Below are 18,895 nucleotides of genomic sequence, written 5' to 3' on the forward strand. Positions count from 1 at the left end.
GGGAGTGTATTCGCCGAGCCGGTGCGCTCGAGTTCGCGGCGCGGTGAACATCGCTGCCGTTCCCCGCCCCGGCTCAGCGGCTCCGGCCGGGTGTCCGAGAACGCGCGAAAGCCGCCTGGTCAGGCCACGACCTGGGCTGTTTTCGCTGCGACCAGCGCACTTGTCCACCAGTGCAACTGGTCGAGGAGGGCCGTGGCGGCGGCTTCTGGTTCCTGCGGGTCGTGGAGTTGGCCGGTCTCGTCGAAGAGCATGTAGTAGCGCGGGAACGAGACGTAGTTGCGCACGGTGTGGGCGTTGAGTTCGTTGAACACCTGGCGCAGGTGTTCGATGGCCAGGAGTCCGCCGGAGCCGCCGCTGTAACCGACGAAGCCGATCGCCTTGGCGTCCCACTGGGTGAAGTGCCAGTCGATGGCGGCTTTGAGGGCGGCCGGGTAGCTGCGGTTGTAGTCGGGGGTGACGATGACGAAGGCGTCGGCCGCGGCCAAGCGGCCGGTGAGGTCGCGCATGCCGGCGGGGCGGACCGGGTCGGGGTCGAGGGCGGGCGGCACGGCGGGCAGGGCGGGCATGGTGGTGTCGGCGAGGTCGATGATGTCGACCTCGAAACGGTCGTCGACCTGCTGGGCGAACCAGTTCGCGACAACGGGGCCGAATCGTCCGTCACGGACACTGCCGATGATGATCGCGAGCTTCAGCGTGGACACGATGTTCTCCTGTTCGTCGTACCGGCTCGATCAGCCGGTACGACCAAATCTCGCGGACCGCGAGCGTCGCAGGGAGACCACGCTGAGAGTGGTAGTGGCACGGCCACTCTCCGATGCGCCGAGCTGGGTACCGTCGACGAGGTGAGCGACAACGAACTCGGGCTGTTCCTGCGGACCCGCCGCGAAGCGGTCTCCCCCGCCGAGGTCGGGCTGCCCGCCGGACAACGCAGGCGCACGCCGGGTCTGCGTCGCGCCGAGGTCGCGCTGCTGGCGGGCGTCAGTGTGGAATATCTGATCCGGCTCGAGCAGGGCCGCGACAGCCATCCCTCCGCCCAGGTGTTGTCCGCGCTGGCCGAGACGTTGCGGCTGAGTCCTCGCGAACGCGTCCACCTGCATCAACTCAGCAAAGGCGCGTCCGGGTTCAGTTGCGGCGCTGCCGAGAACGGTCCCAACCGCACGGTGCGTCCGACGATCCTGGCGATTCTCGCCCAGCTGGAACCCGCTCCCGCCGCGATCACCAACCGCTTCACCGAGATCCTGGCTTGCACCGAGGGCTACCGGAAGTTGATGGCGCCCGCGGGGCTGTTCGAGCAGGGCGAGCCCGCCAACGTCGCCCGTTTCGTGTTCACCCACCCCGGCGCCCGCGAGCTGTACCCGGAGTGGGACTCGGCTGCCGACAAGCTGGTCGCTTCGCTCAAGCAGGGCCCGTTCCGCGCCGACCCGATGGTCGCCGCCCTGGTCGACGAACTCACCGTGACGGCGGGCAGCGTCTTCACCGATCGCCTCGCGACGCTGCCCGGATTGCCGCCGTCGGGCGGGATCAACCGCCTCGATCATCCCGAGGCGGGCACGCTGCGGCTGGCCTACGAATCGCTGGATCTGTCCATCGACGACGACCAGTCGCTCTACGTCCTGCTCCCGGCCGACGAGGCCAGCGCGAACGCCCTCGACCAGCTGGTCGGACGCCGCCCAGGGGGCTTGCGGTCCATCGCAAGCTGACCGAATAGGCACTGTGTCGGACGGGACCGGTAGCCTAGGACATCGTGCATCCTGACGTTATCGCCGACCTCGCAGAACTCGACACCACGCTCAAGACGGTCGAGTCGGTCCTCGATGTCGAGGAACTACGCCGCCGCATCGATGAACTCGAGCACCAGGCCGCCGATCCCGAGCTGTGGAACAACCAGGAGCACGCCCAGCAGGTGACCAGTGAGCTCTCGCACGCGCAGAGCGAATTGCGCCGGGTCGAGGATCTGCGCCAGCGGCTCGAGGACCTGCCGGTGCTCTACGAACTGGCCGAGGCCGAAGAAGACGCGGCCGCCGCCGAAGCCACCGCCGACGCCGATGCCGAGCGCGCCGCACTGCGCGTGGACGTCGAGGCGATGGAAGTGCGCACCCTGCTCTCGGGCGAGTACGACAAGCGTGACGCGCTGGTCAACATCCGTTCCGGCGCCGGCGGCGTCGACGCCGCCGACTGGGCGATGATGCTGATGCGCATGTACATCCGCTGGGCCGAGCGGCACAAGTTCCCCGTCGAGGTCTACGACACCTCCTACGCCGAAGAGGCCGGCCTCAAGAGCGCCACCTTCGCGGTGAAGGCGCCGTACGCCTACGGCACCCTGTCGGTGGAGATGGGCACGCATCGCCTGGTCCGGATCAGCCCGTTCGACAACCAGGGCCGTCGCCAGACCTCCTTCGCCGAGGTCGAGGTCCTGCCCGTGGTGGAGACGACCGACCACATCGAGATTCCCGAGGGCGAGATCCGGGTCGACGTGTACCGCTCGTCGGGCCCCGGCGGCCAGTCGGTCAACACCACCGACTCCGCGGTGCGCCTGACCCACATCCCCACCGGCATCGTCGTGACCTGCCAGAACGAGAAGTCGCAGCTGCAGAACAAGATCTCGGCCATGCGCGTGCTGCAGGCCAAGCTGCTCGAGCGCAAGCGCCAGGAGGAGCGCGCCACGATGGACGCGCTCAAGACCAACGAGGGCGCGTCGTGGGGCAACCAGATGCGTTCCTACGTGCTGCACCCGTACCAGATGGTCAAGGACCTGCGCACCAACCACGAAGTCAACAATCCGACCGCGGTCCTCGACGGCGACATCGACGGTTTCATCGAGTCCGGAATCCGTTGGCGTATGCGCGATCAGGACGACGCGTAGCCAGCTGTTCGCTCACAAACCGTGCGCTTCAGCACGTTTGACCGCACGCCGTGACCGACCTGTAACCTTTCTGGTGTGCGTTCGACCGAACCGAAACTGTGCCTGTGCAGGTCCATGAAGGAGACGCGATGACCGACGTCCTCGCGGCCAACAGCGGACCCGAGATCAGCGACTGGATGCGTTCCAGTGGGCTGGAAATCGTCCTGCTGATCGTCGGCGCGATGCTGTTCGGCCGGTTCGCCGCGTTCCTGCGCGACCGGGTGACCACCAAGATCGACTCGGGTTTCCAGACCAGCGACGCCCTGGTCCGCACCGAGGCGGCCAAGCACCGTCACGCGCTGGCGCAGGTGGTCACGTGGGTGGTGCTGACCATCGTGTACGTGCTGGTCGGCATGGAGGTGTTGCGTCGGCTGGGCTTCGCGGTGACGGGACTGGTCGCGCCCGCGGCGGTGCTCGGTGCCGCGCTCGGTTTCGGCGCGCAGCGCATCGTCCAGGACATTCTGGCCGGGTTCTTCCTGATCACCGAGCGCCAATACGGCTTCGGTGACGTGGTGCAGATCTCGGTCACCGGCTCCGCCGACCCGGCCGAGGGCACCGTCGAGGACGTGACGCTGCGCATCACCACGCTGCGCAACTCCGACGGCGAGGTGATCATCGTCCCCAACGGGCAGATCGTGAAAGTCACCAATCTGTCCAAGGATTGGGCGCGCGCCGCGATCGACGTCCCGGTCTCCGCGCAAGCAGATATCACCAAGATCAACGAGATCCTGCACGCGGTGTGCACCAAGGCCTACGAGGATCGCCGCCTCAAACCGCTGCTGCTCGACGAGCCGTCGGTGATGGGTGTCGAAGATCTCTCGCTCGACGTGATGAACATCCGGATGGTTGCCCGCACATTGCCAGGCAAACAATTCGAAGTGGGTCGCGAACTGCGCGTACGCGTCGCCGCGGCCCTGCGTAAGGAGGGAATCAGTGAAACCACGTAAGTCCACAGCGATCCTGATGGCGGCGTGGCTGTCGACGTTTGTCGTGTACCTGTTCGTCAAACCCACCGATACCGCTGCCGAGGGCCCGACGACGTTCCTCAACGCCGTACCGACCTGGGTGAATGCCGACCCCCAACCCTGATCGACGCGCCGCGTCCCGCTGAGACGCTTGGTTCGCTGGTTACACTGGCTCCCCGTGATCACCATGCGCAACGTGACCAAGTCGTACGAGACCTCGACGCGACCGGCGCTGGACAACGTTTCCGTCGATGTGGAAAAAGGCGAGTTCGTCTTCATCATCGGCCCGTCCGGTTCGGGCAAGTCGACCTTCATGCGACTCCTGCTCAAGGAAGAGGCGCCGACATCGGGCGAGATCCGGGTCGCGGATTTCCGCGTCGACCGCTTGCCCGGCCGGAAGGTGCCCAAGTTGCGGCAGCGGATCGGCTGCGTGTTCCAGGACTTCCGGCTGTTGCAGCAGAAGACCGTGGAACAGAACGTCGCGTTCGCGCTGGAGGTGATCGGTAAGCGGCGCCAGTTCATCGACCGGACGGTGCCCGAGGTCCTCGACATGGTCGGGCTCGGCGGTAAGGGGCAGCGGTTGCCGTCGGAGCTGTCCGGTGGTGAGCAGCAGCGGGTCGCGATCGCGCGCGCGTTCGTCAACCGGCCGCTGGTCCTGCTCGCCGACGAGCCGACCGGCAACCTCGACCCCGACACCAGCGCCGACATCATGGCGCTGCTGGAACGGATCAATCGCGTCGGCACCACGGTGCTGATGGCCACCCACGACAATCACATCGTCGACGCCATGCGAAGGCGGGTGGTGGAACTCGACCACGGCAGACTCGTGCGCGACGAAGCGACCGGCGTCTACGGGGTGGGTCGATAATGCGACTGAGTTTCCTGTTCACCGAGGTCGTCGACGGCCTGCGCCGCAATCTCACGATGACCATCGCGATGATCCTGACCACGGCCGTGTCACTGATGATGCTCGGCGGCGGCATGCTGTCGGTGCGGATGGCCGACAAGACCGAGAACTTCTTCATCGGCCGCCTCGAGGTGCGCTTCTATCTCGACGACGCGGTCTCCGACACCGATCCCGACTGCGCCGCCGACCCGTGCAAGTCGCTGCTGGCCGACCTCAAGCAGACCTCGGGTGTGGAGAGCGTGCAGTTCCTCAACCGCGCCGACGCGCTGGAGGAGGCGAAGAAGCTGTTCGCGGATCAGCCGGAAATGGTGCAGTACATCTCCGACTCGCCGCTGCCTGCCTCGTTGCGGGTGAAGATGACCGACGCCGACCAGTATCAGCACATCTACGACGGCTTCGCGACGCGGCCGGGTGTGCGGATCGTGGCCAACGACAAGGAGTTCGTCGACCGGCTGACCAGCCTGTTCGACGGACTACGCAATGCCGCGTTCGGTTTGGCGCTGGTGATGGCGCTGGCCGCGATGCTGCTGGTGCTGAACATGGTGCAGATCGCCGCGTTCACGCGGCGCACGGAAGTCGGCATCATGCGCCTGGTGGGCGCGACCCGCTGGTACACCCAGCTACCGTTCCTGCTCGAAGCGGTCGCGGCCGCCTTCGTCGGTTCGGTACTCGCGATCCTCGGCCTGGTGATCGCCCGGCCGCTGGTGATCGACCGGGCGCTGGGGCCGCTGTTCGACAGCAATGTGTTCCCGCGCATCACCGGCGACGACATCGCGGTGGTTGCCCTGACGATCGCGCCTGTCGGCATCGTCTTCGCCGCCGTCACCGCCTACCTGACCCTGCGCTACTACGTGCGCGAATAAGGTTTGTGCGCGGCGGGGCCGGCTCGATCGGTCCCGCCGCGTCGACGGCGGCCGACGTCAAGCGTGCTGGTTACTTCAGGCCCGTCGACGGCCGCTGCCCGGCGTGGGCGAGGCTGGCGCCGAGTTGAGCGGCGAGTTGGGATCGCTGACGGTCGAGGTCTGCGATGCGCCGGTCCAGTTCGGCGGTTCTGTCGGCCATGATTCGCACCGACATCTCGCAGGCTTGGACCGGTCCCGCGTCCTCGGCGCACGGCATCAGCAGGGCGATGTCATCGGTGTTCAGTCCTGCGGCCAGCAGTTCCCTGATCCGGGCGACCGTCGCTGCCGCCGATGCGGGATAACTGCGGTAACCGTTGCTGTCGCGGTGTGGATGTAGCAGACCCTGTTCCTCGTAGTAGCGCAGCAGCCGGGTGGCGACCCCGGTGCGCCGGGCCAATTCGCCGATCAGCATGTGACCACCGGCACCGTCGGCTTGACCTTCACACCCATGTCAATCCCTAACGTCGCCGCCATGACCACGATTCCCCTGCACACCACCGTCCATGGCTCCGGCCCCGGCATCGTCCTCGCGCACGGCGCGGGCGGCGGGATCGAGAGCAACTTCGGCACCGTGATCCCGGCGCTCGCCGACGGTCACACCGTGGTCGCCTCGGACTATCCGGGCGACGACACCCCCTTGAACCTCGACGACCTCGCCGACGCGCTCGTGTCGGCCGCCGTCGACGCGGGCGTCGAGACCTTCACCATCATCGGATTCTCCCTCGGCACCGCGGTGGCCGTGCGCGCCGCCACCCGCCACCCCGACCGCGTCACCGGCCTCCTGCTGACGGCCGGCCTGGCCGCCCCCGACAGTCGCGCCCAGCTCATCGTGCGGTTCTGGCAGGACCTCCTGGATCGAGGCGACCATGAATCCTTCGCCCGTCTCGTCGTGCTCACCGGTTTCTCCACCGGGTTCGTCAACACGCTGCCCGTGGCCGCGATCGACGACATCGTTCGCCAGACGGCCGCCTCGATTCCCGGCGGCACCCGGCAACAGGCGGCGCTGGTCGAGTCGGTCGACACCACCCCCGACCTGGCCGCCGTCGCGGTGCCCACCCTGGTCGTGGCCACCACCGCCGACCTGCTGGTCGATCCCGCGAACTCGCGGGCGCTGGCCGCGGCGATTCCCGGCGCCGACTACACCGAGATCGAGGCAGGCCACGTGGTGATGGTCGAGCGCCCCGACGAGTGGCGCAAACTGCTGACCGAATTCCTCGACCGCCACGGGCTGTAGCACTCCCCTGCCATCACCCCGGGCGCACCACGGCGAAACGTCGCCGCGGCGATGGCGGGCAATCTCATGACACATAACGAATCGGGATCGACCGCAGCCATGAGTCTGGCCAGAAACGGCGACAACGGCGGCTGATCGGGGTAAGACCAGTCCAGTCGCCGACCAGCGTGGCGGAGGTCGGCAATCCCACTTTGGGTCGGCACACATCTTACTCTGGAGTAAGATAGACTTACCGAAGAGTAAGATGGTGGGGTCGAAGGCACCCCGACAGCCGAGGAAATCAGGTGATGATGAGCACTCGAGACAGCGCGACGAAGCGACGTCCGAACGACACGTCCGCGGTCGGCCTCAGCCAGCCCAAACGGGACTGGATGGGCGCCGCGATGCGCGCTTTGACGACCATTACCGGGTCGGAGCTCGCGGGCAAGTACAACCTGCGCAAGCCGATCGAGCGCGTCACCTACGAGGGCACCAAGACCGGGTTCCGCACCCTGGGCGCGGCCACTCGTACGTTCGCCAAGGTCGCGGGCGGCGGTGAGCCCAAGCGCCTGGTCGACAACGAGTCCAAGACCAAGGACTACTTCGATCTCACCCCGTCCGACGAACAGCAGATGATCGTCGAGACGGTGCGTGATTTCGCGGGCGAGATCCTGCGCCCCGCGGCCTACGACGCCGACAATGCCGCCAAGGCCCCGCGCGATCTGCTCGAGCGCGCCGCCGAACTCGGCATCACCCTGATCAACGTGCCCGAGGAGCTGGAAGGCGCGGCCTCCGAGCGCGGCGCCGTCACCAACTCCCTGGTCGCCGAGGCGCTGGCGCACGGCGACATGGGCCTGGCGCTGCCGATCCTGGCGCCGAGCGGTGTCACCGTCGCGCTGTCGCAGTGGGGCACCGACGCCCAGCAGCAGACCTACCTGCCCGCCTTCACCGGCGAGAGTGTGCCGCAGGCGTCCGTGGTGATCAACGAGCCGCGCGCCCTGTTCGACCCGTTCGCGCTGCAGACCAAGGCCGTCCGCTCCCCCAGCGGTTACAAGCTCAACGGTGTGAAGAGCCTGGTCCCGGCCGCGGCCGACGCGGAACTGTTCATCGTGGCCGCCGAGCTCGACGGGCGCCCCGCGCTGTTCATCGTCGAGTCCGACACCGCCGGGCTGTCGGTGGAAGCCGACCCGAGCATGGGTCTGCGCGCCGCGGGCCTGGGCCGGCTGATCCTGGACAACGTGGCCGTCGGCGCCGACGCCGTCCTCGGCGACAGCGACGCCAAGACCCGTGCCGCCGAGTACGGCGACGCGGTGCAGCTCGCCCGCCTGGGTTGGGCCTCGCTGGCCATCGGCACCGGCCAGGCCGTGCTCGACTACGTGATCCCGTACGTGAACGAGCGTGAGGCGTTCGGCGAGCCGATCTCGCACCGTCAGGCGGTGGCCTTCATGGTCGCCAACATGGCGATCGAGCTCGACGGCCTGCGCCTGGTCACCCTGCGTGGTGCTTCGCGCGCCGAGCAGGGTCTGTCGTTCGCCCGTGAGGCGGCGCTGGCGCGCAAGCTGGCCACTGACAAGGGCATGCAGATCGGCCTGGACGGCGTGCAGCTGCTCGGCGGCCACGGCTTCACCAAGGAACACCCGGTCGAGCGGTGGTACCGCGACCTTCGTTCCGTCGGTGTCGCCGAAGGCATCGTGCTGGTCTAGGCCCGTTTCTCACCTTCCAGGAGCCCCCTCATGATCAATCTCGAACTCCCCAAGAAGCTGAAGGCGAGCGCCAACCAGGCCCACCAGGTCGCCTCGCAGATCTTCCGTCCCATTTCCCGCAAGTACGACCTTGCCGAGCACGAGTACCCGGTCGAGCTCGACACGATGGCCGCCATGATCGAAGGGCTCGCCGATTCCGGCACCCAGAAGATCGGTGGCGCCGCGGGCGGCCGTAACGACGAGGCCGCCGCGGACCTGACCGCGAATGCCAACGGCGGCAACATGTCCGCGCTGCTCAACGCCCTCGAGACCTCGTGGGGCGATGTCGGCCTGATGCTCACCATCCCCTACCAGGGACTGGGCAACGCCGCGATCGCCGCCGTCGCGACCGACGAGCAGCTCTCGCGTTTCGGCAAGGTGTGGGCCGCGATGGCGATCACCGAGCCGTCCTTCGGTTCCGACTCCGCCGCCGTCACCACCACCGCCACCCTCGACGGTGACGAGTGGGTCCTCAACGGCGAGAAGATCTTCGTCACCTGCGGTGAGCGCGCCACCCACATCGTGGTGTGGGCCTCGGTCGACAAGAGCCTGGGTCGCGCCGCGATCAAGTCCTTCGTCGTCCCGCGCGACGCTCCGGGTCTGTCGGTGGCGCGGCTCGAGCACAAGCTCGGCATCAAGGCCTCCGACACCGCGGTGCTGCTGCTGCAGGACTGCCGCATCCCCGCCGACAACATCCTCGGTTCGCCGGAAGTCAACGTGGAGAAGGGCTTTGCCGGGGTCATGCAGACCTTTGACAACACCCGTCCCCTTGTGGCGGCCATGGCCGTGGGCGTCACCCGCGCCGCGCTCGAGGAACTGCGTACCGTCCTCACCGAGGCGGGTGTCGAGATCTCCTACGACACCCCCGCGATGAACCAGTCCGCGGCGGCCGCCGAGTTCCTGCGCATGGAAGCCGACTACGAATCGGCCTACCTGCTCTCCCTGCGCGCCGCCTGGATGGCCGACAACAAGAAGCCGAACTCCCTCGAGGCCTCGATGTCCAAGGCCAAGGCGGGCCGCACCGGCACCGACGTCACCCTCAAGGCGGTGGAGCTGGCCGGCACCATCGGCTACTCCCAGCGCACCCTGCTCGAGAAGTGGGCCCGCGACTCGAAGATTCTCGACATCTTCGAAGGCACCCAGCAGATCCAGCAGCTGATCGTGGCTCGCCGCGTGCTCGGAAAGACCAGCTCCGAACTGAAGTGAGCTGGTAGACAACGAAAACCGGTGCGAGTCGTTCCGACTCGCACCGGTTTTTCGTTTCCGGGAGAAGGCCGGCGTTTGCCGGATCGGCCCGGATGGGTTCTGCGCGGCGTTACGGTAATGGTCGAATTGTTCCGCGCTGTCACGAACATCGCTGGACTGCACACGACGGTGATGGGACGCGCGTCTTGAAGATCGACACCACGCTGACCGGCGGGCTCGCCACGATGGGCAAGGATGCCGCCGCCGCGGAGGCCGCGGGGTACGCGGGCATCTGGACGTTCGAAGGCGCGCACGACCCGTTTCTGCCGCTGTTGCTCGCCGCCGAGCACACCGAGCGGGTCGAGCTCGGTACCTCGATCGCGGTGGCGTTCGCCCGCAATCCGCTGTTGCTCGCCACCATCGCCTGGGATCTCCAAGCTTTCTCCCGTGGCCGGTTCGTACTCGGTCTCGGGAGCCAGATCCGCGCGCACATCACCCGGCGCTACTCGATGCCGTGGAGCCGACCGGCCGACCGGATGCGCGACATGGTGCTGGCGGTGCGTGCCATCTGGGCGAGCTGGGAGCAGGGCGGGCGGCTCGATTACCAGGGCGAGTTCTATCAGCACACCCTCATGCCGCCACTGTTTCGCCCCGCGGCCGACGAGGTGGCCGGGTTCGGACCGCCGCCGATCTATCTCGCGGGGGTGGGCCCGGGCATGACCGCGGTGGCGGGCGAGGTCGCCGACGGATTCATGTCGCACCCGTTCTGCACGCCGAGATTTCTGCGCGAGGTGACCCTGCCTGCCCTGGCGCACGGCGCGGCGCGCGCACGGAAACCCGTGGACGACATCGTGATCCACCATTCGGCGATGGTCGCGACAGGCAGATCCGCGAGCGAGCTCGCCGCGGCCAGGCAGGCCGTCCGAAAGCAGCTGGCGTTCTACGGATCGACACCGGCCTACTGGCCGATTCTCCAGCTGCACGATCGGGCCGAACTCGGACCCCGCCTGAAAGCGATGTCCAAGAACGGGGAATGGGATCGGATGGCCGACCTCGTCGACGACGATTTCCTCGATGCCGTCGCGATCACAGCCACCGACCCCGCCCGCGCGGCGGCGCAACTGCACGAGCGCTACGACGGAATCGTCGAACGGCTCGGGTTCAACACGCCCTATCGGGTCGACCCCGCGCTGCTGACAGAGCTGTTGCGGGAGATGTGATGTCGTGCGGGATGCCGACGGGTCAGAGCGCCGTCGTGTCGTCGACGTGGAGTCGGCGGTCGAGGCGGTGGGGATCGACGTCGAGCAGCGGTCGGTCCCAGTGGGCCAGGTCGGCCGCGGAAGCGTAGGTGGTGTCGAGGAAGTGCAGGAGGGTGGCGTCGGGGTCGGGGGAATTGCGGACCACGTCGTACGGGAGGACGAATTCGCCGAGGGTGGTGTCCCACTGGGCGCCGTCGGGGCCCGCGGGACGAGCGGAGTAACCGTCCGGAGCCGGGTAGGAATAGGCGTAGAAGGTGCCTTCGGTGCCACCGGGCCAGAAGCCCGCGCTCGCGCATTCGCGGGAGTAGGCCTCCTCCATCACCCAATCGGCGCAGTTGGGGGCACCGCCGGGGTGCAGGGGCGCGGGGCGGCCGGAGAAGCGGGTGCAGGCCAGGTCGAAGGAACCCCAGAAGAATTGCACCGGACTGGATTTCCCGGCGAAACCGGCGCGCCAGAGCTGGAATACTCGCTCGATCTGGACGAGCTGTTGCCAGAACAGGTGGACGGCGTCGGCGTCATAGGAGTGGTGGGTGGTGTCCTCGGCGAAGGGGATGGCCGGGTCGACCTCATTGGGTGAGGCTTCGATATCGACCACGATGTCCAGCCGGCCGAGCACATGGCCGAGTTCGGCGTAGAAGTCGGCGACCGTGCGCGGTCGCAGGGCGATCGTGGCGCGGCGGGCGTCGCTGCTGCGCAGGACGAGTTCGTGGTCGACGAAGTCGAATTCGATGTCGAGCAGGCGGCCGTCGACGGAAATCGCACCGGTCGTCATCCCGCGCGCGCTGACCGCGAACGTGATATTCCACCAGTGGTTCACCAGCGGAGTGCCCGCCATTGTCAGCTTGCCGATGATCTGTGACCACATGTGCAGGGTGTCGCGCGTGTCGGACCAGGAGTCGACGCGTAGGGCCGGCCATACGGCCTTGGCGGGAGTCGAACGTGCCATCGGGATCCTCGCTCTCTCGGTGCGCGACCCCGTGGGCCCCGCCCGTTCACAGCCAGGTGCGCTGGCTGATTGGTCAACCGTTCGGCGTGTCCTGCGACGTTTCATCGTACGTCGGCGCTGGTAGATCGCGCCGCAAGGACGAATCCGACCATCAGAGGGGTTGTGTGGGACTCTGAGTCTCATATAACGTAGGAGTCGCGCCACACCGAAGGAGACACCGCTGATGCTGTCGACAATCAAGAACACCGCCACCGATCCCGAGTACCACGAGATCCTGCGCAACCTGTCCGAAGGTTCGGTCAACCGGCACTTCGACCCCTACGTCGACATCGACTGGGAATCCCCCGAGTTCGCCGTGCACAGCGACGACCCGCGCTGGATCATGCCCGAAGAGGACCCGCTGGGCCGTCACCCCTGGTACAAGGCCCAGCCGATCGAGAAGCAGATCGCCATCGGCATGTGGCGCCAGGCCGGCATCGCCAAGGTGGGCCTGGATTTCGAGCAGCTGCTGATCCGCGGGCTGATGCAGTACCTGGTGTCGGTCCCCAACGGCGACCCGGAATTCCGGTACATCACCCACGAGGCTGCCGAAGAGTGCAACCACACGATGATGTTCCAGGAGATGATCAACCGCATCGGCTACCGCGATGTGATCGGCATGGGCACCATCGATCGCAAGCTGACGATGGCCATCTGGCCCGCGGTGAAGTACTTCCCCGAACTGTTCTTCACGATGATCCTCGGCGGCGAGGAGCCGATCGATCACCTGCAGAAGTCACTGCTGCGCGCCGGCGTCGATCTGCACCCGATGGTGCAGCGGGTGATGCAGATCCACGTGGCCGAGGAAGCCCGGCACATCTCCTTCGCCCACGAATACCTGCGCCGCAACGTGCCCGGCATGAACCCGATCACGAAATCGGTGCTCTCCGTGGCCTTCCCGATCGCCATGCGGGTGATGCTCGACATGATCATGACCCCGCCCAAGGAATTCGTCGAGAAGTTCGACATTCCGGCGGAGGTCATGCGCGACGCCTACTGGGGCAGCGAGGAATCGCAGACCACGATGCGCAATATCTTCGGCGATGTGCGTGCCCTCGCCACCAACAGCGGTCTGATGAACCCGGTCGCCAAGCTGACCTGGCGCCTACTGGGCATCGACGGCCCGGTGACCCGTTACCGCAGCGAACCGGCCCGCAAGGTCGCCTGAGCGATCAGGTGAGCACGACGTCCCACCGGAACACCGTTCGGCCATAGTCAACTGTACACAGCGATGTACAGTTGACTATGGCCGATTACGACAGTGTGCCGCTGACCGAGTTACGTGGTCAGCTGGGTAGTGTTTTCGACGGGGTGTCCGCGAGCGGACGGCCCGTGATCGTGACGCGGGAGGGGAAAGAATTGGTCGCGGTGGTACCCGCTGAGGTGTTGCGGCACGGGGCACTGCCCCCCGCGTACTTCAACGATGACCTGCGGGAGCAGATCCTGGGCAAGCTCGACGCCAGGATCACCCAGCATTCGGCGGAAGACATCGCCGAGGCGGAAGCCAAACTGAGCAAGCTGATGGGCGCGCTGGACAGCCGCCAGTGAGCGTCGCCGACCACACCGCGCTCACCTCGCTGGCCCTGTCGCCACTGTTCGGGCAGGTGATCATGCGCCAGTTCACCCAGCAGCGCCGAATCCTGGTGGTGCCCACCGTGAGTCTGATGGCCGCGATGCGCGCCGTGGACAACATCGATGAGCTCGGGCGCCTGCTCGACAATCGCGTCGCCGTGCGCTGGGCCGAACTCGACGCCCCGACCGCGATCCGCATCGGCACCACGGTGCCGATCGTCGACGACCATCTCGACTGGCCACTGATCGCGCCCGTGGTGTTCACCGCGCAGAATCTGGACATGCCGGTCCTCACCGCCAAACCCGAGCTCTATCGCGGCTACAAAGTGGAGATCGCGAACATGCCGTAACCGACCCTCGAGGTCCTGAACTCGGCTTTCCCCGGGGTAGTGACAGATCCCACATCTGCTGTCGGTACCGTGCACAGGTGGTCGGCGGCTGATAGCCCGACCGACCCGCACAGCGGACGAATTACCAGGGAAAGCAGTACCAGGAACACTCGAGGAGAGCTGGTTATGCATCATCTGAGTTTCATGCGTCGCTTCACCACCGCGGTAGCCGCCACCTCGGCCGCCGTCGCCATCGTCTTCGCGGGCCCCGCGGTCGCGGAACCGACGACACAGACTGTCGATGTGGCCGCGGCCGTTTCGCAGCTGCGCACGTCGGTGGCGAACAATCCGGGCGCACTCGCCGCCCTCGACAAGCTCGCCGCCGACGGCACGGTCGATGTCGCGCTGCCGGCACAGCCGTTCCAGATCCCGGCGACCTCCGATATCGGCCAGAACGGCGGCGGGTCCGGGGTGTACGGCTCTGGCATCGCCCTCGATATCGACGGCTTCCGCCTCGGCTTCTTCGGCGGGCCCGGCGCCATCTCGCCCAACCAGGGCAACGCCAAGCTCGAGGTCATGTGGCTGAATCTGTCGAGCGGGCAGAGCGGCACCGCAGTCCTGAACGAACACCAGGACGTGCCGGTCGACACCACCATCCGCACGGCGTCGCTGAACACCGGCGCCGGGCTGGTCGTGGCGGCGGTGTACGGCAACCTGTGGCACCGCTGGCCGGTGCCGGTCGACGAGGCGCACCCGGACGGGTTCGCTTACCAGCTCGGCACCATCCAGCAGCCCTCGTTCGGTGCTGTCACGCGCTGACGTTCGTCCACTGCGCACCCCGGGTCCACCGGATCCGGGGTGTGCTGTCGTTTCGATGAAGCAGCGCAACAGCTTCGGTGTGGCGTAGGTTGACCGGCGTGGAGGATCTGGTCGACCGACTCGAAGAACTGGAACGCCGTGTTGCCGCGCTGGAGAGCGCGCAGCCCGAGCACGCGCAGCTGCCGTGGGCGGTGGCGCGCCTGCGGCAGGAATTCGCCGATGCCGGGAAACGCACCGGCGGGGTGCTGCTGGCGGGCGCGTTGCAACTGCCCACCGGTGAGCGCTTCGATTGGCAGGCCCAGTACCCCACCGATGCCATCGTCGGTGATGTCTGGACCATCGAAGCGGCCAATTGCCTTGCCGCGCTGGCCGATCCGGTCCGGCTGCGACTACTTCAGGAAATCGTCTACGGGCGCAGAACCGCCGCCGATCTCGCCGCCATCGCGGAACTGGGCACCTCACCCGAGATCTACCAGCACTTGCGTCAGCTGGCCGCCGTCGGCTGGTTGCAGACCGCGGGATTGGGCCGTTTCGAGGTGCCGGAAGGCAGGCTTGTCCCGCTCCTCGCGGTGCTGGCGGCGGCCCAGCGCTGATCTTGTGGAGATGTCCCAAATGCCCGGTTAGACTACTGTGATGCACAGCACATCGACTGCTACGGTGAGCGTCGAGTGATCCAAGCTGCGGAGGTAGTCGAGTGAACCTGTCACATCTGCTCGAAAGCGTGAAGGCGATCGGTGTACTCCGCGCGCGCGGAGTCTCCGATCCCAAAACACCGCTCGAGACCCTGCGGACGATGAAGGAATCCAAGATCTACGGCCCGCAGGCCACCCTCGTGCGCCATTCGGCCCGCGTCGCCCCCGCCCAGGTGGCCCTCGTGGACGAGCGCGGTGAGCTGACCTATCGCGAGCTCGATGAGCAGTCCACCGCCATCGCCCGCGGGTTACGCGAAGCGGGCATCGGCGAGGGCACGGTCATCGCCGTGCTGGCCCGCGATCACCGCGGCCTGATCATGTCGATGATCGCGGCGGGCAAGCTGGGCGCGCGCATCGCGCTGATGAACACCGGCTTCGCCAAACCACAGTTCGCGGAGGTCTGCGAACGCGAGAACGTGCGCGCGGTGCTGCACGACAGCGAGTTCCTCGGCCTGCTCGACGCACTGCCCGCCGACCTGCCGCGCTACCTCACCTGGGTCGACGAGGGCACCGAACTCCCGGCGGGCGCCACGACATTCGACGACCTCGTCGCGAACAACTCCACCGAGGATCTGCCCGCGCCGAGCAAGCCGGGCGGCTTCATCATCCTTACCAGTGGCACCACCGGCCTGCCCAAGGGCGCACCGCGCACCAAGGTCACGCCGATGGCGACCGCGCAGTTCGTCGACCGCGTACCGTTCCCGAAGCGCGGTACAGCGATGATCGTGTCGCCGATCTTCCACAGCACGGGCCTGGGCACCTGGCTGGTCAACACGATCCTGTCGAACAAGATCGTCATGCGCCGCCGATTCGATGCCGAGGCCACCCTCGCCGCGATCGCCGAGCACAAGGTCGAGATGCTGGTGTGCGTGCCGACGATGCTGCACCGGATGACCGAGCTGCCTGCCGACGTCCGCGCGAAATACGACCTGTCCTCACTGAAGGTCATCCTCTTCGCCGGCTCCGCGCTCACCCCGGAGCTGTGCATCAAGGCCACCGAGGCCTTCGGACCGGTGCTCTACAACCTCTACGGGTCGACCGAGGTCGCCATCGCGACCATCGCGAACCCGGCCGAGCTGGCGGAAGCGCCGGGCACGGTCGGCCGTTCGCCGATCACCTGCGAGGTCCGCCTCTACGACGACGAGGATCAGCAGGTCAAGACGCCGGGCGCGCGTGGCCGGATCTTCGTACGCAGTGGCGCGCCGTTCGAGGGCTACACCGACGGCAGGCACAAGCAGATCATCGACGGCTTCATGTCCAGCGGCGACATGGGCCATTTCACCGACACCGGGCTGCTCATGGTCGACGGCCGCGACGACGACATGATCGTCTCCGGCGGCGAGAACGTGTACCCGCAGGAAGTCGAGAACCTGCTGGTCGAGCGGCCCGAGATCTTCGACGTGGCGGTGATCGGCGTCGACGATCCGGAGTTCGGAAAACGCCTGCGCGCCTTCGTCGTCCTGGAAGAAGGTCACACCCTCGACGCCGCCGAACTCCAGGCGCACGTCAAGGCGAATCTGGCCAGGTTCAAGGTGCCGCGCGAGGTGATCTTCCTCGACGAACTGCCCCGCAACGCCACCGGCAAGATCGTGCGCCGCACCCTCATCGACTATGAGGTCTCACAGGGATAGGCCCTGGCTACTACGGAGTAGACAGCGCGGCCGGATCGCTTGCTAGTGTTAGCGACAGCACTGGATCTCGAAGACGCGGTCCGGCCTGCGGTTCTGCGTGGGCTCGGTCTGCCGGAAGGCTGTTCGATGTCTCTGTCTCTGCCCGCGCTAGGTACTACCGCCCGACGTGCCGGTGACTTCGCGCTCGGCGTCAAGGTCATGGTCGATCGCAAGCTGTTCAATCCGCTGCGCCTCGACCACGCTGCCCGTTCGTTCCGCAATGTCTCGAAGTTCGGCCCGTTCGCCGGCGTCGTCATGCACGCCGCGCAGAGCAGGCCGCAGGCGGGCGCGATCGTCGACGAGCTGGGCGAGATCACCTTCGGCGAACTCGACGCACAGTCCAACGCCTTCGCCCGCGGCCTGCGCGCCAGTGGGATCAGCGAGGGCGACGTGATCGCGGTGCTGGCCCGTGACCATCGCGGCATGGTGCTGAGCCTGCTCGCGGCGGGCAAGCTCGGTGTGCGCGCGGTGCTCATGAACACCGGGTTCGCCAAGCCGCAGTTCGCTGATGTCGCCGCCCGCGAGAAGGTCAAGGCGGTGCTGCACGACAGCGAGTTCCTCGACCTGATGAGCGCCATCCCCACCGAGATCCCGCGGGTGCTCACCTGGGTCGACGAAGCGCACGGGGCCGACCCGTCGATCCCGACCGTGGCCTCGCTGTCGGCGGATCGTTCGACCGCCGCGATCACCGCACCGAGCAAGCCCGGCGGCATGGTGATCCTGACCAGCGGCACCACCGGCACCCCCAAGGGCGCACCGCGCGACAAGGTGAGCCCGTTCGCGTCGGCGCAGTTCGTGGATCGGGTGCCGCTGCCCAACAACGGCACCATGATCATGGCGGCGCCGATCTTCCACGGCACCGGCCTGTCGCAGTTCACCCTCGGGCTCGCCTTGGGAAACCGGGTCATCTTCCAGCAGCGCCGGTTCGACCCGGAGCAGACGCTCGCCAATGTGGTGAAGTACCAGGCGGATTCGCTGGTCGTGGTGCCGACGATGCTGCAGCGCATCCTCGATCTGGACGAGCAGGTGCTGGCGAAGTACGACCCGTCGACGATGAAGGTCATCTTCGCCGCGGGCTCGGCGATCGCCCCCGACGTGGTGACCCGCACCCTCGACTACTTCGGCGACTCGCTCTACAACCTCTACGGCTCCACCGAATGCGCGGTGATGACCGTGGCCACCCCGGAGGATCTGCGCAAGGCGCCGACCACGGCGGGCAAGGCACCGGTCGGCATCCGGATCGTGCTGCTCGACGAGAACCGCAAGCCGATCACCGCGCCGAATGTCACCGGAACGATCTTCGTGGACAACGGGTTCGCGTTCACCGGTTACACCGATGGCCGGACCAAGGAAATGGTCGACGGCATGATGTCGAGCGGTGACGTCGGCCATTTCGATGCCGACGGTCTGCTCTACATCGACGGCCGCGACGACGACATGATCGTCTCCGGCGGCGAGAACGTCTTCCCGCTGGAGGTGGAGAACCTCATCGCGGGCCGCGCCGATGTGTTCGAGGCCGCGGTGGTCGGCGTCGACGACCACGACTACGGCAAACGGCTGCGCGCGATCGTGGTGCCCGGCCCGGAGTCCAAGCGCGACGCCAAGGAGATCAAGGAATACGTCCGCGAGAACCTGGCCCGCTACAAGGTGCCGCGCGAGGTGATCTTCGTCGACGAGCTGCCGCGCAACGCGACGGGCAAGCTGCTGCGCAAGCCGCTGATCGAGATGCCGGTCGAGTCCGACTGAGAACGGC

At 67.0% G+C, this 18,895-nt stretch carries 20 protein-coding genes; 17 read left to right on the forward strand and 3 right to left on the reverse strand.

Annotated features, from left to right (window positions below; translation table 11 throughout):
• Window positions 1-119: 119 nt before the first annotated feature.
• Complete coding sequence (locus tag ACWGCN_RS11920) at window positions 120-701, reverse strand: NADPH-dependent FMN reductase (RefSeq protein WP_452459487.1); 582 nt, start codon at window positions 699-701, stop codon at window positions 120-122.
• 141 nt (window positions 702-842) lie between these two features.
• Here ACWGCN_RS11920 and ACWGCN_RS11925 point away from each other — a divergent pair, with 141 nt between their 5' ends.
• From ACWGCN_RS11925 to ftsX, 6 genes are all read left to right on the forward strand, one after another.
• A complete protein-coding gene (locus tag ACWGCN_RS11925) occupies window positions 843-1,700 on the forward strand; it encodes a helix-turn-helix transcriptional regulator (protein WP_452459486.1) in 858 nt (285 codons plus the stop codon).
• Between the two features lie 44 nt (window positions 1,701-1,744).
• Window positions 1,745-2,863, forward strand: coding sequence for a peptide chain release factor 2 (gene prfB, locus ACWGCN_RS11930; protein ID WP_056812604.1), 1,119 nt, complete (start codon window positions 1,745-1,747; stop codon window positions 2,861-2,863).
• Window positions 2,864-2,991: 128 nt separating this feature from the next.
• Window positions 2,992-3,849 (forward strand): mechanosensitive ion channel family protein, encoded by an 858-nt coding sequence (locus ACWGCN_RS11935; protein ID WP_378991378.1) that lies wholly within the window; start codon window positions 2,992-2,994, stop codon window positions 3,847-3,849.
• Window positions 3,836-3,991: a hypothetical protein gene (locus ACWGCN_RS11940; RefSeq protein ID WP_378632946.1), complete on the forward strand. Its 156-nt coding sequence runs from the start codon at window positions 3,836-3,838 to the stop codon at window positions 3,989-3,991. Before ACWGCN_RS11935 ends, ACWGCN_RS11940 begins: the two co-directional genes overlap by 14 nt.
• A 54-nt stretch (window positions 3,992-4,045) precedes the next feature.
• Entirely contained in the window at window positions 4,046-4,735 is a 690-nt protein-coding gene (gene ftsE / locus ACWGCN_RS11945) for a cell division ATP-binding protein FtsE (RefSeq protein ID WP_378632943.1), read from the forward strand.
• Window positions 4,735-5,637: a permease-like cell division protein FtsX gene (gene ftsX / locus ACWGCN_RS11950; RefSeq protein ID WP_378991377.1), complete on the forward strand. Its 903-nt coding sequence runs from the start codon at window positions 4,735-4,737 to the stop codon at window positions 5,635-5,637. Before ftsE ends, ftsX begins: the two co-directional genes overlap by 1 nt.
• Before the next feature lie 70 nt (window positions 5,638-5,707).
• On the opposite strand, the gene ACWGCN_RS11955 is transcribed toward ftsX, so the two are convergent.
• Window positions 5,708-6,088, reverse strand: a complete 381-nt coding sequence (locus tag ACWGCN_RS11955; RefSeq protein WP_378991376.1) for a MerR family transcriptional regulator — start codon at window positions 6,086-6,088, stop codon at window positions 5,708-5,710.
• Window positions 6,089-6,148: 60 nt separating this feature from the next.
• Here ACWGCN_RS11955 and ACWGCN_RS11960 point away from each other — a divergent pair, with 60 nt between their 5' ends.
• From ACWGCN_RS11960 to ACWGCN_RS11975, 4 genes are all read left to right on the forward strand, one after another.
• Entirely contained in the window at window positions 6,149-6,910 is a 762-nt protein-coding gene (locus ACWGCN_RS11960) for an alpha/beta fold hydrolase (protein WP_452459485.1), read from the forward strand.
• A gap of 284 nt (window positions 6,911-7,194) precedes the next feature.
• Complete coding sequence (locus ACWGCN_RS11965) at window positions 7,195-8,592, forward strand: acyl-CoA dehydrogenase family protein (RefSeq protein WP_378651822.1); 1,398 nt, start codon at window positions 7,195-7,197, stop codon at window positions 8,590-8,592.
• Window positions 8,593-8,622: 30 nt separating this feature from the next.
• Window positions 8,623-9,837, forward strand: coding sequence for an acyl-CoA dehydrogenase family protein (locus ACWGCN_RS11970; protein ID WP_378651825.1), 1,215 nt, complete (start codon window positions 8,623-8,625; stop codon window positions 9,835-9,837).
• A gap of 185 nt (window positions 9,838-10,022) precedes the next feature.
• A complete protein-coding gene (locus ACWGCN_RS11975; protein WP_378991373.1) occupies window positions 10,023-11,036 on the forward strand; it encodes a TIGR03617 family F420-dependent LLM class oxidoreductase in 1,014 nt (337 codons plus the stop codon).
• A 22-nt stretch (window positions 11,037-11,058) separates the two neighbouring features.
• Here ACWGCN_RS11975 and ACWGCN_RS11980 read toward each other — a convergent pair whose 3' ends face one another.
• Window positions 11,059-12,021 (reverse strand): DUF5996 family protein, encoded by a 963-nt coding sequence (locus ACWGCN_RS11980; RefSeq protein WP_378991372.1) that lies wholly within the window; start codon window positions 12,019-12,021, stop codon window positions 11,059-11,061.
• 223 nt (window positions 12,022-12,244) lie between these two features.
• Here ACWGCN_RS11980 and ACWGCN_RS11985 point away from each other — a divergent pair, with 223 nt between their 5' ends.
• The 7 genes from ACWGCN_RS11985 (at window position 12,245) to ACWGCN_RS12015 (ending at window position 18,888) form a co-directional block, all read left to right on the forward strand.
• Window positions 12,245-13,228, forward strand: a complete 984-nt coding sequence (locus ACWGCN_RS11985; protein WP_378991371.1) for an AurF N-oxygenase family protein — start codon at window positions 12,245-12,247, stop codon at window positions 13,226-13,228.
• 77 nt (window positions 13,229-13,305) lie between these two features.
• Window positions 13,306-13,608 carry a type II toxin-antitoxin system Phd/YefM family antitoxin gene (locus tag ACWGCN_RS11990; RefSeq protein ID WP_266292300.1) on the forward strand — a complete coding sequence of 101 codons (303 nt, stop codon included), beginning with the start codon at window positions 13,306-13,308 and terminating at the stop codon, window positions 13,606-13,608.
• On the forward strand, window positions 13,605-13,982 hold the full coding sequence (locus ACWGCN_RS11995) for a PIN domain-containing protein (RefSeq protein ID WP_378632914.1): 378 nt from the start codon (window positions 13,605-13,607) through the stop codon (window positions 13,980-13,982). The genes ACWGCN_RS11990 and ACWGCN_RS11995 overlap by 4 nt, the downstream gene beginning before the upstream one ends.
• A gap of 165 nt (window positions 13,983-14,147) precedes the next feature.
• Window positions 14,148-14,780 carry a hypothetical protein gene (locus tag ACWGCN_RS12000; protein ID WP_452459618.1) on the forward strand — a complete coding sequence of 211 codons (633 nt, stop codon included), beginning with the start codon at window positions 14,148-14,150 and terminating at the stop codon, window positions 14,778-14,780.
• Between the two features lie 98 nt (window positions 14,781-14,878).
• Window positions 14,879-15,373 (forward strand): ArsR/SmtB family transcription factor, encoded by a 495-nt coding sequence (locus ACWGCN_RS12005; protein WP_101468527.1) that lies wholly within the window; start codon window positions 14,879-14,881, stop codon window positions 15,371-15,373.
• Between the two features lie 101 nt (window positions 15,374-15,474).
• Window positions 15,475-17,103 carry an acyl-CoA synthetase gene (locus ACWGCN_RS12010; RefSeq protein ID WP_378991369.1) on the forward strand — a complete coding sequence of 543 codons (1,629 nt, stop codon included), beginning with the start codon at window positions 15,475-15,477 and terminating at the stop codon, window positions 17,101-17,103.
• A gap of 126 nt (window positions 17,104-17,229) precedes the next feature.
• Window positions 17,230-18,888 carry an acyl-CoA synthetase gene (locus ACWGCN_RS12015; protein WP_378991368.1) on the forward strand — a complete coding sequence of 553 codons (1,659 nt, stop codon included), beginning with the start codon at window positions 17,230-17,232 and terminating at the stop codon, window positions 18,886-18,888.
• Window positions 18,889-18,895: the final 7 nt, after the last annotated feature.

It is taken from the genome of Nocardia sp. NPDC055050 (assembly GCF_053608345.1).

Bases quoted from the DNA above. Each gene is read 5' to 3' on its own strand.
- ACWGCN_RS11935 (WP_378991378.1), top strand. From the start codon at position 2,992: ATGACCGACGTCCTCGCGGCCAACAGCGGACCCGAGATCAGCGACTGG.
- ftsX (WP_378991377.1), top strand. From the start codon at position 4,735: ATGCGACTGAGTTTCCTGTTCACCGAGGTCGTCGACGGCCTGCGCCGC.
- ACWGCN_RS11955 (WP_378991376.1), bottom strand. From the start codon at position 6,088: ATGCTGATCGGCGAATTGGCCCGGCGCACCGGGGTCGCCACCCGGCTG.
- ACWGCN_RS11960 (WP_452459485.1), top strand. From the start codon at position 6,149: ATGACCACGATTCCCCTGCACACCACCGTCCATGGCTCCGGCCCCGGC.
- ACWGCN_RS11970 (WP_378651825.1), top strand. From the start codon at position 8,623: ATGATCAATCTCGAACTCCCCAAGAAGCTGAAGGCGAGCGCCAACCAG.
- ACWGCN_RS11980 (WP_378991372.1), bottom strand. From the start codon at position 12,021: ATGGCACGTTCGACTCCCGCCAAGGCCGTATGGCCGGCCCTACGCGTC.
- ACWGCN_RS11985 (WP_378991371.1), top strand. From the start codon at position 12,245: ATGCTGTCGACAATCAAGAACACCGCCACCGATCCCGAGTACCACGAG.
- ACWGCN_RS11990 (WP_266292300.1), top strand. From the start codon at position 13,306: ATGGCCGATTACGACAGTGTGCCGCTGACCGAGTTACGTGGTCAGCTG.
- ACWGCN_RS12000 (WP_452459618.1), top strand. From the start codon at position 14,148: ATGCATCATCTGAGTTTCATGCGTCGCTTCACCACCGCGGTAGCCGCC.
- ACWGCN_RS12015 (WP_378991368.1), top strand. From the start codon at position 17,230: ATGTCTCTGTCTCTGCCCGCGCTAGGTACTACCGCCCGACGTGCCGGT.